The organism is Rhodococcus sp. S3, assembly GCF_058211795.1.
On the sequence record NZ_CM177074.1, the window covers coordinates 2382485 to 2396550 of the forward strand.

Sequence of the window (14066 nt, forward strand, 5' to 3'; positions counted from 1 at the left end):
GGACATCAGCTGTCGGTGGAGGGCGTCGAGGGCACGATCAGGAAGGACAGCATGGTCCGGGCCACCCGTCGTACCCCGTCGTCGGTCGCGGTGGCGCTGCCGAGATCGGGTGCGAGCCACACGCTCGCGAAGAATCGCGAGACGATCTCCGCGGCGGTGGCCGTGTCGAACGTGATCCCCGCCCGTTGTGCGGTGAGGTCGAGTTCGTGGCGGACCGACGTGAGCAGCGCAGCGGTGATCTGCGGATCGTGCAGGAGGGGGAGGGCGGCTCCGTCGTCGACGAATCGTCGTGCGACCGGGTGGTGGCGAACGGTGCGGACCGCTTCGACGATCCATTCGACCGCGCGCTCGTACGGGTCCTCGATGTCGTCGATGGCGGCGTGGAACCGCGTGACGAGCTGATCGAGCTCCCACGCGAACGCGCGACCGAGCAGTTCCTCTTTGGTGTCGAACCGCCGGAAGACCGTCGCGCGGCCGACGCCGGCCTCCGCCGCGACGTCGGCCACGGTCGTCCGCTCGAGGCCGTGATGGCTCAGACAGCGGATGGTGGCCGCAAGGATTGCGGTGTCGGTCGGATCGGCGTCGGCGCTCTGGCCGATCAACGCTCCCACGAGGAGCGAACGCACGGGGGTGATACCCATAGTTCGGGGACGGTATCACCGATCTCACAACGGCAAAAGGATGTGTTTCGGCTAACTTCACTTATGAACCGAGGTGGGAGTCCGGTCGGGACGGAAAAGAGAAAACTGCAGAATTCCCGACCTGAGAACTCCCCTGCGGAAAGCGGCGTCGAGGACGCGAAGCCGAGACCGCTTCCGCCACCAGGGCATCTGCCAGGATGTCCGATTTGTGGTTCGATGGTGACCGTGGCCGCATTGATTTGGTTGATCGCCGGAGTGGCGTTGGCGGCCGGCGAAGCGCTCACGGGCGATTTCGCGCTGCTCATGCTCGGCGGTGCAGCGCTCGTCACCGGCGGTGTCTCCGCGGTGACCGATCTGCCCGTCTGGATCGACGCGGTGATCTTCGCCGTGACCTCGCTGGTTCTGCTGCTCGGTGTCCGGCCGATGCTGAGGCGGCGGTACTCTCAGCCGCCCGCTCTGCCGACCGGGATCGACGCTCTCCCGGGCAAGCACGCCCTGGTCCTCGAGCAGGTGGGGGAGCATTCCGGGCGCGTGAAGATCGACGGTGAGGTGTGGACCGCCAGGCCGCTGGACGCCACCGAGGTGTACGAGCCGGGAACGACAGTGACAGTGATGCAGATAGACGGCGCGACCGCCGTCGTGTGGAGGGGTGTCTGAGGATGGAAGCTCTGATCGTGCTCGCCGTGGTGGTGGCACTGGTCGTGGTGGTCGTGGCCAAATCGGTATCGCTGGTACCGCAAGCGGAGGCCGCGGTCATCGAACGTCTCGGCCGGTACTACCGGACGGCGTCGGGTCAGCTCACCTTCCTGGTGCCCTTCGTCGACCGCATCCGGGCGAAGGTCGATCTGCGCGAACGTGTGGTTTCGTTCCCGCCGCAGCCGGTCATCACCCAGGACAACCTCACGCTGAGCATCGACACGGTCGTGTACTTCCAGGTCACGAACCCGCAGGCGGCCGTCTACGAGATCAGCAACTACATCGCCGCGGTCGAGCAGCTCACCGTCACCACGCTCCGCAACGTCGTCGGCGGTATGACCCTCGAGGAAACGCTCACCTCCCGTGACTCCATCAACGGCCAGCTCCGCGGGGTGCTCGACGAAGCGACCGGCCGATGGGGACTGCGTGTCGCCCGGGTCGAACTCAAGAGCATCGATCCGCCGCCGTCGATCCAGGAATCGATGGAGAAGCAGATGAAGGCCGACCGCGAGAAGCGCGCGATGATCCTCACGGCCGAGGGTCACCGCGAATCCGCGATCAAGACCGCCGAGGGCGACAAGCAGTCGCGCATCCTCTCCGCCGAGGGTGCGAAGCAGGCCGCGATCCTCGAGGCCGAGGCCGACCGGCAGTCGCGGATCCTGCGCGCGCAGGGTGATCGCGCGGCACGGTACCTCGAGGCCCAGGGCGAGGCGAAGTCCATCGAGAAGGTGTTCGCCGCGATCAAGGCCGGCAAGCCCACTCCGGAGCTGCTCGCCTATCAGTACCTGCAGACCCTGCCGCAGATGGCCCAGGGCGATGCGAACAAGATGTGGGTGGTGCCGAGCGACTTCGGCAAGGCGCTCGAAGGATTCGCGCGGACGCTCGGTGCGCCCGGCGAGGACGGCGTCTTCCGCTTCGAGCCGAGTCCTGTCGACGAGGAACTGCAACGGCCCGAGGACGACAGCGCCGAGGTCGAGGACTGGTTCGCGACCAAGCGCGACCCCGAGGTGGCCCAGGCCGTCGCCGAAGCCGAGGCGGTCGCGCGCAAGCCGGTCGATCCCGCGGTCCGGACGGGTCTCGCCACGGAGGGTGCGCAGGGCGGTGCCGGTGAAGGGCAGTCGGCGTTGCCCGCAACGCCGCCCGCGCAGCGCTGGATGACGAACGACGCATCCGAGCAGCCGGCCGAGCCGCCGCAACAGCAGTAACGGAAACCGATTCGAGTGGGAGGGCGCGCCCGTCGGCGCGCCCTCCCACTCGTCATCGGCGGCCGAGCATCGGCAGTGTCATCGGCGGCCGAGCATCGGCAGTGCCATCGCCACCATGATGAGACCGGCGCCCGCGGCGGCGAGCACGGTCACGGACTCTCCGAAGGCGACCATGCCGATCATCAGCGCGACCACGACTTCGAGGTAGGACAGCCCGGACAGTTCCGCGGCGCGGAGGTGCTTGCCCGCAACGACGAGCAGCCCCAGCGCGAACAGACCGCAGACGACGAAGAACCCACCGGCCCACAACCAGTGCGTCGCGGTCATCCCCGACATGTCGGGTCGGGTCACCGCGACCATCCCACCTGCCGCGACGGCGCCGAAGACGAAGTTCCACAGGGACCGGACGTCGGATGGCATGTCGGTGCGATAGCGGTAGCACAGCAGGGCCCCGCCGTAGAAGACTCCCGAGGCCGCGCCCAGCACGGTGCCCAGCGTCTCGTGCTCACCCCCGGACGACTCACCGCCCACCAGGCCGGCGGCGAGCAACATCCCGGCGAACGCCGTGCCGATCGACAGGGCGTCGAGCCGACCGACCCTCTCCTTCAGGAACACCCGGGCGAGGGCCGTCGCGACGACGGGGCCGAGGTAATGGAGAACCACGGCACGGGACAGGTCGGTCAACACCGTGGCGGACAGATAGGTCGCGAGGGACAGTCCGAGGAGGACACCTCCACCGACGACCGACCAGGACAGGCGGGTCCGGCGCAACTGCCCGAGACGGCGGGAGAGCGCGATCAGGACGAGCATGCCGAGCGCTCCGACTGCCATCCGCCCGAGCGTCAGTGCCTCACCGAGCACCGCGCCTTCGGGAGTGGCCTTGCGGCCGAACAATCCTGCGGCGCCCATCGTGGTCGCGGACAGCACGATCGCGGCGATCCCGAGTCGCCGGTTCGTACGCGGCGGCGACTTCGGGGCGGGGGAGGGAGGGAGAACGGGGCCACGCGACTCGGTCGATGCAATCTCGGCGAGCTGCTCGAGCAGCGCATCATCGGCGCGCAGGGGCGCGGACAGCGAACTATCGGCGCGCGAAGGCGCGCCCAGGGAAACGGTCACACGTCTACCTCGGGTCCAGGGTGCACGAAACGAGCACCAGCGGGTGTTGTCGTTCCCCGCTCTGTCATCGGACCTGAGAGCTTTCGCGGACGGAGCCGCTTACACCTTCGGTGAACCCGGAAGAGTTGCTTTCCAGAGGAGCCTCGCCGTGGCGGTCTGGGGGCCTGAGAGATTCCCGGGGAGGTTGCTCCTTCGGCGCCCGCTGTGTGCGGGACTCTCCCGCCGCGGTTCGGTGGCTGTTCAGTTGTCCGTCGAGTATCTCATGGACTCGTCGTGACCGCGCCGAAGGGGACATCCGGTGCGCGTGCCCACAGTTCGCTGCGAGTGCCCGCGGTGCGGAGAACGGATGGTTAGCTTGGTCGACATGAGTGCTCTACCGAGATCGTGGATGCAGTTGCGGATCGCCGCGGGCGTATACCGATTCCGGGAGAGCCTGTTCGCGCTGCCCGCGCTGGTCGTCGTCGCCGGAGCCGTGCTCGCGGAGGTGAGCGGCTACATCGATCGGGCCTTCGGCCCCTTTCCGTGGGGCATGAAGATGAACAGCAATGCCGCGATCTGGCTGCTGAGCACCGTGGCGGGTGCCACGATCACCACCGCCGGTGTCGTCTTCTCGTTGACCGTCGTGAGCCTGCAGTTGGCGAGCAGCCAGTTCTCACCGCGGGTGATGCGGTCCTTCATTCGGGATCGGGCCAGCCAGACGGTGATCGGGATGCTGGTGGCGACCTTCGTCTACTGCGTGCTGACGCTGCGCCACATCGGCGCGGACGACGCCGCACCCGCCCCGACACTGTCGACCACCCTCGCAGTGGTCCTCGCGGTGTCGACCGTGGTGCTCATCATCGCCTATCTCAACCGGCTGGCCCACGGTCTGCAGGTCGGGGAGGTGGTGCGCAGCATCGCCTCGGAGGCCGAGAAGGTCATCGCGAACACGAGCCGGAGTGCGCACCGCGAGATCCACGTCGACCGGGTGCCGGAGCCGGATTTCACCGAGGGTGCGACGGTGCACGCCCCGCGCGACGGCTGGGTGACACAGGCGCCGGCCGAGCTCGTTCTCGCCGTGGTACCGCCGGGCTCGGTCGTGCGGATGGAGACGCGTCCCGGCGCGTACATCCACTTCGGGGAACCGCTGCTGCGGGTCCATCCGAAGCCGGAACGGGCGGTGGTCCTGCGGCGGCTCGAGGCGGCCGTGGAGATCTCGAATGCGCGCACCATGCAACAGGACGTGGACTTCGCGCTGCGGCAACTCGTCGACATCGCGCTGCGCGCCCTCAGTCAGGCGATCAACGACCCGACGACCGCCACCGAGGTGGTGCTCCGGCTCGGCAGTCTGCTGCGCACCCTGCTGGTCACCGACAGTCCGGTGCCGGCGATCGAGGGGGCGGACGGCCGGATTCTGCTGCGTCCGTGGATCCTGTCGCCCGACGAGTACATCGAGCACGCCTTCGAACAGATCCGGCAGGCCGGTTCGGCGCAGCTGCACGTGGCCACGGCGCTCGCCCGGGTTCTGCGCATGCTCATCGATCATCTCTCCGAGCAGGGGCGCACCGAGTCGGTACCGGCCTTGCAACACCAGTTGCGGCTGCTCGTCGACGCGGTGGTCGACCGGCCCGAGTTCCGTCCGGAGGACCTCGAACGTTTCCGGGCCGTCGCCGAGGGATCCGCGGATCCCGCGGAGCATCGGACGGACTGATCGACCTGGGGTGTAGGACCGATCGGAGACGGCTATCCGACTGTCACAGGAAGCGGGCCGAGCGGGAGGACGACGACATGGCGACCCACTTCTCCGTCGGTGACCACGTCCGATGGAACTCCGAGGCCGGATACGTCGAGGGTGTGATCATCGCGAAGCACACGGAGGACGTGGAGTTCAAGGGACGCACGCGGCGGTGCAGCGAGGACGAGCCGCAGTACGAGATCCGGAGCGACAAGACCGATCACGTCGCGATGCACAAGGGCAGTGCGCTGAAGAAGACCTGACGGTGGAGATCCCGGCGTCAGGTGATCAGCGCCTGCCCGACACCGCACACCGCGACCGCCCACAGCACCGAGGTGGACGTGCCGATGATGAACTGTTCGGAAGCATTCGGTTCGCGTAGTTCGGGATAACGGGCGAGGCCCTTCACGGCCATGATGACGGCGATCCCTTCGGGCCATCCGGCGAGGACGGAGGCGGTGACCGCTCCGCGTTCGAGCACGCCGATGACGCGTCCGCCGCGGAGCGGGCCCGGGGGAGGGGTGGGCTCGGGACCGGCGTCGGGTTGCCGGCGCGCGATCCGGAAAGCCACGAGGACCGCGGGTCCGCCCCCGGTGATCGCCGCCGTGGCGGTGAGGATCAGCGTGGCCGCGAGCGCGACTCCCTGAACCGGTGTGGTCGCGGTGGCGGCGAGGGCGGCACCGGCGAGACCCGCGAGGCTCAGCGAGGCGGCCGGCCACACCGGCAGGCTCGGGCGCAGCGCGAGCGTGGGTGCGAGAGCGGCGACGGCCAGGCACACCAGTGAGAGGACGGTCAACGATCGGCCCTTTCCAGGAGTCGGCGCACGAGTTCGCGTCCGGCCAGTTCGGCCTGCCACCCGGCGGTGGCGAGGCGCTGGGATACCGCTTGCTTGCTGATGTCGAGACGCTCGGCGATCCGCGCCTGCGACAGACCCTGGCGAGCAAGATCGACCGCCTCGTGCCCCTGCTCGGTGCGGCGCAGGACGACGGTGGCGAGCAGGGTGAGCGCGGCGTCGACATCGGCGGTGGCCTCGGGGTCGTCACCTTCGGCCGCGACCTGCCCGGGTGCGCTCTTGGCGCGTTCGACAGCGGTGCGGGCATGTTCGAAGGCGGGTCCGCGGCCGGCGCGTGTCTGCTCGGGGAGCGGGGTCTCCACCGGGCCGATTCCCACCCCGATACTCCAGCGTTCCCTTCGGAGGAGGTCTAGGACGAGATCGACGACGAGAGCGGGATCGTCCGCGACGGCCTGGACCTCGTCGCCCGCGGTGCGATCGAAGGGCCGTACCAACGGAACGTCCTGCAGTGCGGTGAGGAGGTCCGCCACGCGGTCGACATCGCGGCGGCTGCCCCGTTGGTCGACCGTCAAGACGAACATGTGTCAAGTGTGAGGGCTTGATTCCGGATAATCAAGACCTGAAGCTTGACGAATCGGGTGCCGCGCGGCGATGCGTACGGGCTAGCGGGCCGGCTCGTTCCCCGTCAGCTCATGATGTGCGGTGATCGCGTCCACCGCATCGCCGTCGTACTTCATCCGTTTCGCGATGGTGAGGCGGAGTGTCGACGGCAGTGCCGGGGCGAACTTCTTGAAGTAGGCGCACAGCCATTCCTGGCGACCGACGAGAAACGGGAAATCGGTCGTCATCATGTTGCGGGCGACCAGCATCGGCAACGGGGCGTCGAGCGGATGGAAGTCGTGATTCCACAGACCCGGCTGGGTGCAGCCCGGGTAGAACTGGCCGAGCATGAAACCGTGTTCGACGAACCGCGACTTGAATTCCGCGTGGACGACGTCGATCACCTCGAAGCCGGTGAGGTCGGGCAGTACGGTCACGAGCGTCTTCAGGCTCCGGTCGCGATCGTCCTCGCGTGAGAGCGTCGTGTACAGGTCGAACTGGTCCTCCACGATCGTGCCGAGTGCCCCGGCGTCGATTGCGGGTCCGTGGACGAACGCGGCTCCGAAGAGCTGCTTGCCGATCGACGGACGAACGAACGGGCAGACGGGCCCGCTGCGGCCGAGGTCGGGGTTGGGTTCGGTGAGATACCCACTCGCCCACGTTCTCAACAGGTGGGCGCTCGCTTCGTCTGCGTACTCGGAGGTTTCACCGAACAGGTCCACCCAGACCGTGCCCGAACGAGGCCCGACTCGTCTCTGGATCGGCATCTGCGCTTCCTCCCTCCAGGGGGATGGATGTCGCGTGTCTGTGGGAACCGGGGAAGGTTCTTGGAAAGGATTGTCGGAAGGCTGTTTCGCGCAGCAGGCATACGACGAGTGGAAACTGTTGCAGCGCAAAATGTTCGACTGTTCCGGCCCGGCCTCGTGCATCGTCCGCTCTCGCGGGTCCCGTGCTCGTGCGACCGTCGGACCGGGCGTGAATTCCCCTTCGTCCGGAGTTTACCGAAAGTTTTGTATTCTAAGTTTGTAAAATGAGCATAGCGCGGACGGAGGGTTTCTATCCATCCCATCAAACAAACCCAAGGTTTATGGCGTGAAAATGCCGAATGTCGGGATGTGCGAGCGTCGTCCTCTGCGTCATGTCCTGGTCGCATCTCGATCTCGTTCTGCTGCACAGCATTGCAGCAACCCCGTCCCCGTCCTACGCTGACGCTCGAGGAACTGCCGGGTGGTGGCGTCGGCGACGTTCCGCTCACCCCGATACTGCGGTGGCTGCTCGGGAGTGGCCGAACGTATCCGGGCTTCTGTCAATCGGTGTCGGTTCCGCTGCCGGACCGACTCCGCGAGGCCGACCTTCTCGCGGCGCTGCAGGCGGTCGTGGATTGGCACGACATGCTGCGGGCGCGGCTCCACGCGGAGTCCGGAGCGACCGACGAGCTGCGTCTCGAGACACGGCCGGTCGGATCCGTCTCGGCGTCGTCGATCCTGCGTCGCGTCCGGGTCGACGATCTGACGGGGCCCGGGTTCACCGCGATCGCCGCCGCCGAGCACGCTGCCGCGACCGGACGGTTGGATCCCGGCAGGGGAGTGATGTTGCAGGCGGTGCAATTCGAGGCGGGGCCCGCCTCGCGGCTGTTGCTCGTGGCACACCATGCCGTGATCGACGGTGTCTCCTGGCGGATCCTGCTGGGCGACCTCGCTGCTGCGGCGGCTCGACTCGAACACGGACTCGCTCCGGATCCCGCACCGACGGGCACCTCGATGCGCCGCTGGGCGCACGGTCTCGTCGAGGCGACCCGCCGTGGCACGCGTGCGGCCGAACTGCCGTTCTGGATCTCGACGCTGTCGGGTCCGGATCCGCTGCTCGGCGCCAGAGAGCTGGATCCCGCGGTCGACGTCGGGGCCACCGTCGACACCGTCACCGTCGAGATTCCCACCCCGGCCACCGGAGCGCTGCTGACCGTCCTTCCGGCGGCCTTCCACGGGAGCGTGATGGACGGTCTTCTCGCGGCCCTGACCGGAGCCGTCGTCGCATACCGCGCCGAGCGCGGGATCGGCGTTGCCGAGGTGCTGGTGGGGTTGGAAGGGCACGGCCGGGAGGAGCAGGCCGTACCGGGAGCCGATCTGTCCCGGACGGTCGGGTGGTTCACCGCGGCCTATCCGGTGCGGCTGTACCTGACCGGTATCGACGTGGAGGCCGTGGCACGCGGCGGTACCGCAGCGGGGGCCGCGATCAAGACCGTCAAGGAACAATTGCGTGCCGTTCCCGACCACGGGATCGGATACGGGATGCTGCGGTATCTCGACGACGAGGGCCGCGCTGCGCTCGAGCCCCTGCCGGCGCCCCGGCTCGCCTTCAACTTCCACGGCCGGAGCACGCTGCCGGATGCCGTCACGGACATCGAATTCGGCGGTGGCCTCGATCCCGCCCAGCCGGTACCGGCGGTGATCTCCGTCAACGCCATGGTCGTCGACACCGCCGACGGTCCGGTGCTGCGCGCGGATCTCGCCTATCCGACCGGGGTCATCACCCGCCCGGAGGTGTCGGATCTGGCCGAACGGTGGCGACGCATGCTCAGCGGCCTCGTCCGGCACGTCGCCGAACCGGGCGCGGGAGGACACACCCCCTCGGATCTGCCGCTGGTCCCGTTGAGCCAGGAACGCCTCGACGAGCTCGCGCGCCGCTATCCCGGCCTCGAGGACGTGTGGCCCCTCACCCCCCCTGCAGACCGGCTTCCTGTTCCATGCCCTCCGGAACGATTCGATCGACGCGTACACGGTGCAACTGACCCTGCACCTGCGCGGTGTCGTCGATCCGCGACGCCTCCGGCGGTCGGTGGCCGCCCTGGCTGCGCGGCATCCGAACCTGCGGGTGAACTTCGTCTTCGACGGGCAGCCCCCGCCCGTGCAGGTCGTGCAGGCGTCGGTCGAACTGCCGCTGCGTGAGCTGGATCTGAGCGACCTGGACCCCGAGGACCGTGCGGCGGAACTGGTCCGACTGCAGACCGAGGACCGGACGCAGCGTTTCGACACGGCGCACGGACCGCTGGTACGCCTGAGCCTGGTCAGGATGGGACCGGACGATCACCGGTTGGTGTTCACCAACCACCACATCCTGCTCGACGGCTGGTCGGCGCCGCTGCTGCTGAAGGAACTCCTCGTGCTGTACGGAACCGACGCGGACACCGGGGTTCTCCCGCCGGCACGTCCCTACCGGGACTACGTGCGGTGGCTCGTGCAGCAGGACCCGGCACCCGCCCGCGATGCCTGGTCGCGGTACCTGGCCGGCCCGGATCGGCCCACGCTGGTCGCCCCGGACGCCGAGCAGACCTCCGTGCAGGCCCTGTCCGAGGAGACCACCTGGGCACTCGATCCGGCGGACACCCGGCGCCTCGAGGGCTTCGTGCGGGACCACGGGGTCACCGTCGGCACGGTGGTGCAGGTCGCGTGGGGGATCGTGCTGGCGAAGCTCACCTCGCAGCGCGACGTCGTGTTCGGATCGACCGTCTCCGGGCGGCCCGCGGAGGTCGACGGGGTCGAGGAGATGATCGGCCTGTTCGTCAATACCGTTCCCGTGCGGGTCCGGCTCGACCCGTACGAGACTCTCACAGAGCTCGTCGAGCGGATCCGAGCCGAACAGACCGCACTGCTCGACCGGCATCACCTCGGCCTCACGGAGATCCAGCAGGCCGCCGGCCCCGCCGCGGGGTTCGACACCTTGACGGTGTTCGAGTCGTATCCGGTCGACCGTGCCGCTCTGTCCGATGCGGTCGACATCGCGGGCATGCAGGTGCGCGAGGTCACCGGACACGACTCCGGCCACTATCCGCTGACCCTGATCGCACACGTCGACGACGCGCTGCGGCTGCGACTGAGCTACCGCCCGGACCTGTTCGACGCGGCCGCGGCCGACGCGATCGTGTCGCAGGTCGCTCAGGTCCTCGAGGCCGTCGTCGACCGGCCGAAGGTGCCGCTCGGCCGCCTCCGTTTGTTCGGGGACGCGGTGCCGGTCGTGTCCGCTCCCGGCACCGCGCCTTCGCGGACATGGACGGAGATCGTCGACGACTGGATGTCGCGGTCTCCGGAGGCCGTCGCCGTCGTCGATGCGGGCAGGCAGTGGACCTACGCGGAGTTGGACGAGCGGGTCCAGCGGCTCGCGCATCTGCTCGTCTCCCGCGGAGCGGCACCGGAGACCACCGTCGTGGTGGCGATCCGGCGATCGTTCCTGCGGGTCGTCGCGATGCTCGCCGTCGTCCGCGCCGGTGCCGTCTACGTGCCCGTCGACCCCGACCAACCCTGTGACCGTGTCGCCGCGATGGTCCGGACGGTCACACCGCTCTGCGTGCTCGTCGACGGACCCGAATCAGCGGTGCCCGGCGGGGTATCCGTCGTTCCCGTCCGGGACGTCGAGCTCGACGGTGCGCCGGCAACGCCGGAGCCGGACATCGACCGCCGCGCGCCGGTGCGTGCCGACAACACGGCGTACGTGATCTTCACGTCCGGATCGACGGGCACGCCGAAGGGGGTGACCGTGACGCATCGCGGCATCGCCGAGCTGGTCGATCGGCTCTCGACGGTCGCCGACCGCGAGTCGCGTGTCGCGCAGGCGATGCTGCCGGTGTTCGATGCCTCATTGCTGGAGACGATCGTCGCGTTCTCGGCCGGGGCGCGGCTCGTCGTGGTGCCGCCCGGTATCGCCGCCGGTGACGACCTCGAGCGTGTGCTCGCCGACGAGGAGATCACCCACCTGTACACCACGCCAGCGGTGCTGGCGACGCTGGATCGGGACGCGCTGCCGGCTCTGACCTTCGTGAGCGTGGGTGGGGAGGCGTGCCCGCCGTCCCTGGTGGAGACGTGGGCCCGGGGTCGTCACATGGTCAACGGCTACGGTCCGAGCGAGGCCACGGTGATGTCGAACCTGCTCGATCCGCTCATCCCCGGCGAGAACCCCACCGTGGGACCGCCGATGCCCGGTTTCGACGAATACCTGCTGGACTCGTACCTCCAGCCCGTGGCCGGCGGCGCGGTGGGGGAGCTGTACCTCACCGGACCGGGTCTGGCGCGCGGGTATGCGGGACAACCCGGCCTGACCGCGACGCATTTCGTCGCCGACCCCCTCGGCGCACCGGGGCGCCGGATGTACCGCACCGGGGATCTGATGCGCTGGACCCGCACCGCGCAGGGCACCGAACCCGTCTACGTCGGGCGCAGTGACTTCCAGATCCAGCTGCGCGGTCTGCGCATCGAGCTCGAGGAGGTCGAGGCGGCACTGCTCCGGCATCCGGCCGTCGCCCAGGCGGTCGTGGTGGTGCGTGACGACGGCAGCGGCGACCGGCTCGTCGGATATGTGGTGCCCGCCGGGGCCGTTCCGGTCGAAGCGCCCGAGATCCTGCATTTCGCCGCCACCCGGTTGCCGCGGTACATGGTCCCATCGGTCATCGTCGTGCTGCCGGGGCTGCCGGTCACCCCGAGCGGGAAGGTGGACCGGTCGGCGCTGCCGGCGGCTGCGCCCGTCGGGGCCGCCTACCGGGCGCCGCGTACACAGACCGAAGGAGTCGTCGCCCGCGCGTTCGCCTCCGTCCTCGAACGGGACCGGATCGGGATCGACGACAACTTCTTCGACCTCGGCGGTAACTCGCTCGCCGCGACCGCCGTGGCATCGAAGCTGCGCAGCGAGCTGGGCCGGGACGTTCCGCTGTCGTTGGTCTTCCTCGACCCCACACCGGCCGGGCTCGCGGATCACCTCGACGAGCCGCCGGCGACCGCTGCTCCGGCGACCGGGATGTTCGATATGCTGATCCCCCTGCGAAGGCAGGGTCACCGCCCACCGGTGTTCTGCGTGCATCCCGCGATCGGTTTGTCCTGGGTGTACGCGGGACTGCTGCGCTACCTGCCGGATCGGCCGGTGTACGGACTGCAACTGCCGTACCTCTCCGGCGGACCCCTCGACGCGACGCCCGCCGAACTGGCGCACCGCTACGTCGAGGAGCTGCGGGCCGTGCAACCGCAAGGTCCCTACACCGTGCTCGGCTGGTCCCAGGGCGGACTGATCGCCCATCACATGGGCGTCGAACTCGGCGCCGCGGGGGAGTCCGTCGACCTGGTCGTCCTCGACTACTACCCGCTCGAACGCGAACGACGTGCCCATACCCACGCGGAGTTGCTGGCGGGCCTGGGCATCGAACTGCCCGGCGCGAGGCCGGACGACATGACCTCCGAACAGTTGCTCGACGCGGTGAACCGCAGTCTCGGGCACGAGACCGGACTGTCCACCGCCGACCTGGAGTGGATCCTCACGGCCTACGCGCACGTCCATCGGGCCGCGCCGACACTCGAGCTGCGATGTTTCGACGGCGACCTGCTGTTCGTCGCCGCGGCGCGATCGCTCGGCACGGGTGACGGTGCGTCACCGGCCCTGTGGCGGCCGTGGGTGTCCGGCACGATCACCGAGCACACGATCGACTGCGACCATCTGGAGATGATGACCCCGGCCGTGCTCGCTGTCCTCGGCCCGATCCTGGCGGACTATCTCGCCGCCGGGTCCTGATCCGGATCGACGACGGCGTCGAGCGCCGAACCGGCGGGCTCGGGGAGCCGGGCCTCGAGCAACAGCCCGGCGAGACCGAGTGCGATGCACACCCCGGTGATCACCATCAGTCGCGGATCGGTCTGCCCGGTCAGGGCATCGCCGAGGAGCACGACCGCCACGGTGCCCGGCAGGATGCCCACGACCGTCGCGAGCGTGTAGGGGACGAGGCGGACCGCCGAGACGGCGCAGCAACAGTTCACGACGAAGAACGGGGCGGCGGCGATCAACCGCAACGAGCCGACCGCGAGCCATCCGCGGCGTGCCAACCGCAGATCGATCGCTTTCGCCGCCGGGTGTGTGAGACGCGATTCCACGGCCTTGCGTCCGACGGCCCGCACGAGCAGGAACGCGAGGACGGCGCTGACCGTGGAGGCGGCGACCGTCACGCCGATGCCGACGGCACTGCCGAACAGCACGCCGGCGCTGAGGGTGAACACCGTGCGCGGGATCGGGGCGATCGTGACCAGGGCGTGGACGGCGAAGAACGCCAGGACCAGTGCCGGGCCGTGCACCGATTCGGACCACTCCCGGATCTGGGCGATCGTCGGATGCGGCACCACGAGAGCTACGACGACGAGCGCCGCCACCAGGCCCAGGATGCCGAGCACTCTGCGGTCTGCGGCAAGCCTCGTCACGAGCGTCCACACTACCGGCCGAGCAGTGTCTGCTTCCCCGCGAGCAACGTGAGGAAGCCGGCACGATACCGTTCCGGT

At 68.9% G+C, this 14066-nt stretch carries 11 protein-coding genes, 1 pseudogene and 1 riboswitch; of the genes and pseudogenes, 6 read left to right on the top strand and 6 right to left on the bottom strand.

The window, feature by feature from the left end:
- Positions 1 to 5 precede the first annotated feature (5 nt).
- On the bottom strand, positions 6 to 641 hold the full coding sequence (locus tag AC0LPE_RS11115) for a TetR/AcrR family transcriptional regulator (RefSeq protein WP_159418417.1): 636 nt from the start codon (positions 639 to 641) through the stop codon (positions 6 to 8).
- A 216-nt stretch (positions 642 to 857) separates the two neighbouring features.
- Between AC0LPE_RS11115 and AC0LPE_RS11120 the strand changes: the two genes are divergently transcribed.
- Together AC0LPE_RS11120 and AC0LPE_RS11125 are read left to right on the top strand one after the other, a co-directional pair.
- Entirely contained in the window at positions 858 to 1298 is a 441-nt protein-coding gene (locus AC0LPE_RS11120; RefSeq protein WP_016694052.1) for an NfeD family protein, read from the top strand.
- Positions 1299 to 1300: 2 nt separating this feature from the next.
- Positions 1301 to 2542, top strand: a complete 1242-nt coding sequence (locus AC0LPE_RS11125) for an SPFH domain-containing protein (protein WP_016694051.1) — start codon at positions 1301 to 1303, stop codon at positions 2540 to 2542.
- Between the two features lie 78 nt (positions 2543 to 2620).
- Here the strand turns inward: AC0LPE_RS11125 and AC0LPE_RS11130 are convergent, their stop codons facing one another.
- On the bottom strand, positions 2621 to 3658 hold the full coding sequence (locus AC0LPE_RS11130; RefSeq protein ID WP_490606213.1) for a DMT family transporter: 1038 nt from the start codon (positions 3656 to 3658) through the stop codon (positions 2621 to 2623).
- A 142-nt stretch (positions 3659 to 3800) separates the two neighbouring features.
- A riboswitch (glycine riboswitch) is annotated at positions 3801 to 3890 on the bottom strand.
- Positions 3891 to 4022: 132 nt separating this feature from the next.
- On the opposite strand from AC0LPE_RS11130, the gene AC0LPE_RS11135 reads away from it, so the two are divergent.
- On the top strand, positions 4023 to 5348 hold the full coding sequence (locus AC0LPE_RS11135) for a DUF2254 domain-containing protein (protein ID WP_490606214.1): 1326 nt from the start codon (positions 4023 to 4025) through the stop codon (positions 5346 to 5348).
- Between the two features lie 77 nt (positions 5349 to 5425).
- Complete coding sequence (locus AC0LPE_RS11140) at positions 5426 to 5635, top strand: hypervirulence associated TUDOR domain-containing protein (protein WP_006551530.1); 210 nt, start codon at positions 5426 to 5428, stop codon at positions 5633 to 5635.
- Positions 5636 to 5652: 17 nt separating this feature from the next.
- Here the strand turns inward: AC0LPE_RS11140 and AC0LPE_RS11145 are convergent, their stop codons facing one another.
- From AC0LPE_RS11145 to AC0LPE_RS11155, 3 genes are all read right to left on the bottom strand, one after another.
- Positions 5653 to 6168: a hypothetical protein gene (locus AC0LPE_RS11145; RefSeq protein WP_120282509.1), complete on the bottom strand. Its 516-nt coding sequence runs from the start codon at positions 6166 to 6168 to the stop codon at positions 5653 to 5655.
- On the bottom strand, positions 6165 to 6746 hold the full coding sequence (locus AC0LPE_RS11150) for a hypothetical protein (RefSeq protein ID WP_120282510.1): 582 nt from the start codon (positions 6744 to 6746) through the stop codon (positions 6165 to 6167). Before AC0LPE_RS11150 ends, AC0LPE_RS11145 begins: the two co-directional genes overlap by 4 nt.
- An 81-nt stretch (positions 6747 to 6827) precedes the next feature.
- Positions 6828 to 7532 carry a DUF6875 domain-containing protein gene (locus tag AC0LPE_RS11155; RefSeq protein ID WP_159418400.1) on the bottom strand — a complete coding sequence of 235 codons (705 nt, stop codon included), beginning with the start codon at positions 7530 to 7532 and terminating at the stop codon, positions 6828 to 6830.
- A 546-nt stretch (positions 7533 to 8078) separates the two neighbouring features.
- On the opposite strand from AC0LPE_RS11155, the pseudogene AC0LPE_RS11160 reads away from it, so the two are divergent.
- Both AC0LPE_RS11160 and AC0LPE_RS11165 read left to right on the top strand, forming a co-directional pair.
- A pseudogene (locus tag AC0LPE_RS11160) lies at positions 8079 to 9380 on the top strand (condensation domain-containing protein); the annotation flags it as partial.
- Positions 9381 to 9543: 163 nt separating this feature from the next.
- Complete coding sequence (locus AC0LPE_RS11165; RefSeq protein ID WP_490606215.1) at positions 9544 to 13311, top strand: amino acid adenylation domain-containing protein; 3768 nt, start codon at positions 9544 to 9546, stop codon at positions 13309 to 13311.
- On the opposite strand, the gene AC0LPE_RS11170 is transcribed toward AC0LPE_RS11165, so the two are convergent.
- Positions 13290 to 13961 (bottom strand): TVP38/TMEM64 family protein, encoded by a 672-nt coding sequence (locus AC0LPE_RS11170; RefSeq protein ID WP_016693116.1) that lies wholly within the window; start codon positions 13959 to 13961, stop codon positions 13290 to 13292. The genes AC0LPE_RS11165 and AC0LPE_RS11170 overlap by 22 nt on opposite strands.
- Between the last annotated feature and the right edge of the window lie 105 nt (positions 13962 to 14066).

Excerpts from the sequence above, each read along its gene's own strand:
- AC0LPE_RS11115 (WP_159418417.1), bottom strand. The coding sequence starts at position 641 with ATGGGTATCACCCCCGTGCGTTCGCTCCTCGTGGGAGCGTTGATCGGC.
- AC0LPE_RS11120 (WP_016694052.1), top strand. The coding sequence starts at position 858 with ATGGTGACCGTGGCCGCATTGATTTGGTTGATCGCCGGAGTGGCGTTG.
- AC0LPE_RS11125 (WP_016694051.1), top strand. The coding sequence starts at position 1,301 with ATGGAAGCTCTGATCGTGCTCGCCGTGGTGGTGGCACTGGTCGTGGTG.
- AC0LPE_RS11135 (WP_490606214.1), top strand. The coding sequence starts at position 4,023 with ATGAGTGCTCTACCGAGATCGTGGATGCAGTTGCGGATCGCCGCGGGC.
- AC0LPE_RS11140 (WP_006551530.1), top strand. The coding sequence starts at position 5,426 with ATGGCGACCCACTTCTCCGTCGGTGACCACGTCCGATGGAACTCCGAG.
- AC0LPE_RS11150 (WP_120282510.1), bottom strand. The coding sequence starts at position 6,746 with ATGTTCGTCTTGACGGTCGACCAACGGGGCAGCCGCCGCGATGTCGAC.
- AC0LPE_RS11155 (WP_159418400.1), bottom strand. The coding sequence starts at position 7,532 with ATGCCGATCCAGAGACGAGTCGGGCCTCGTTCGGGCACGGTCTGGGTG.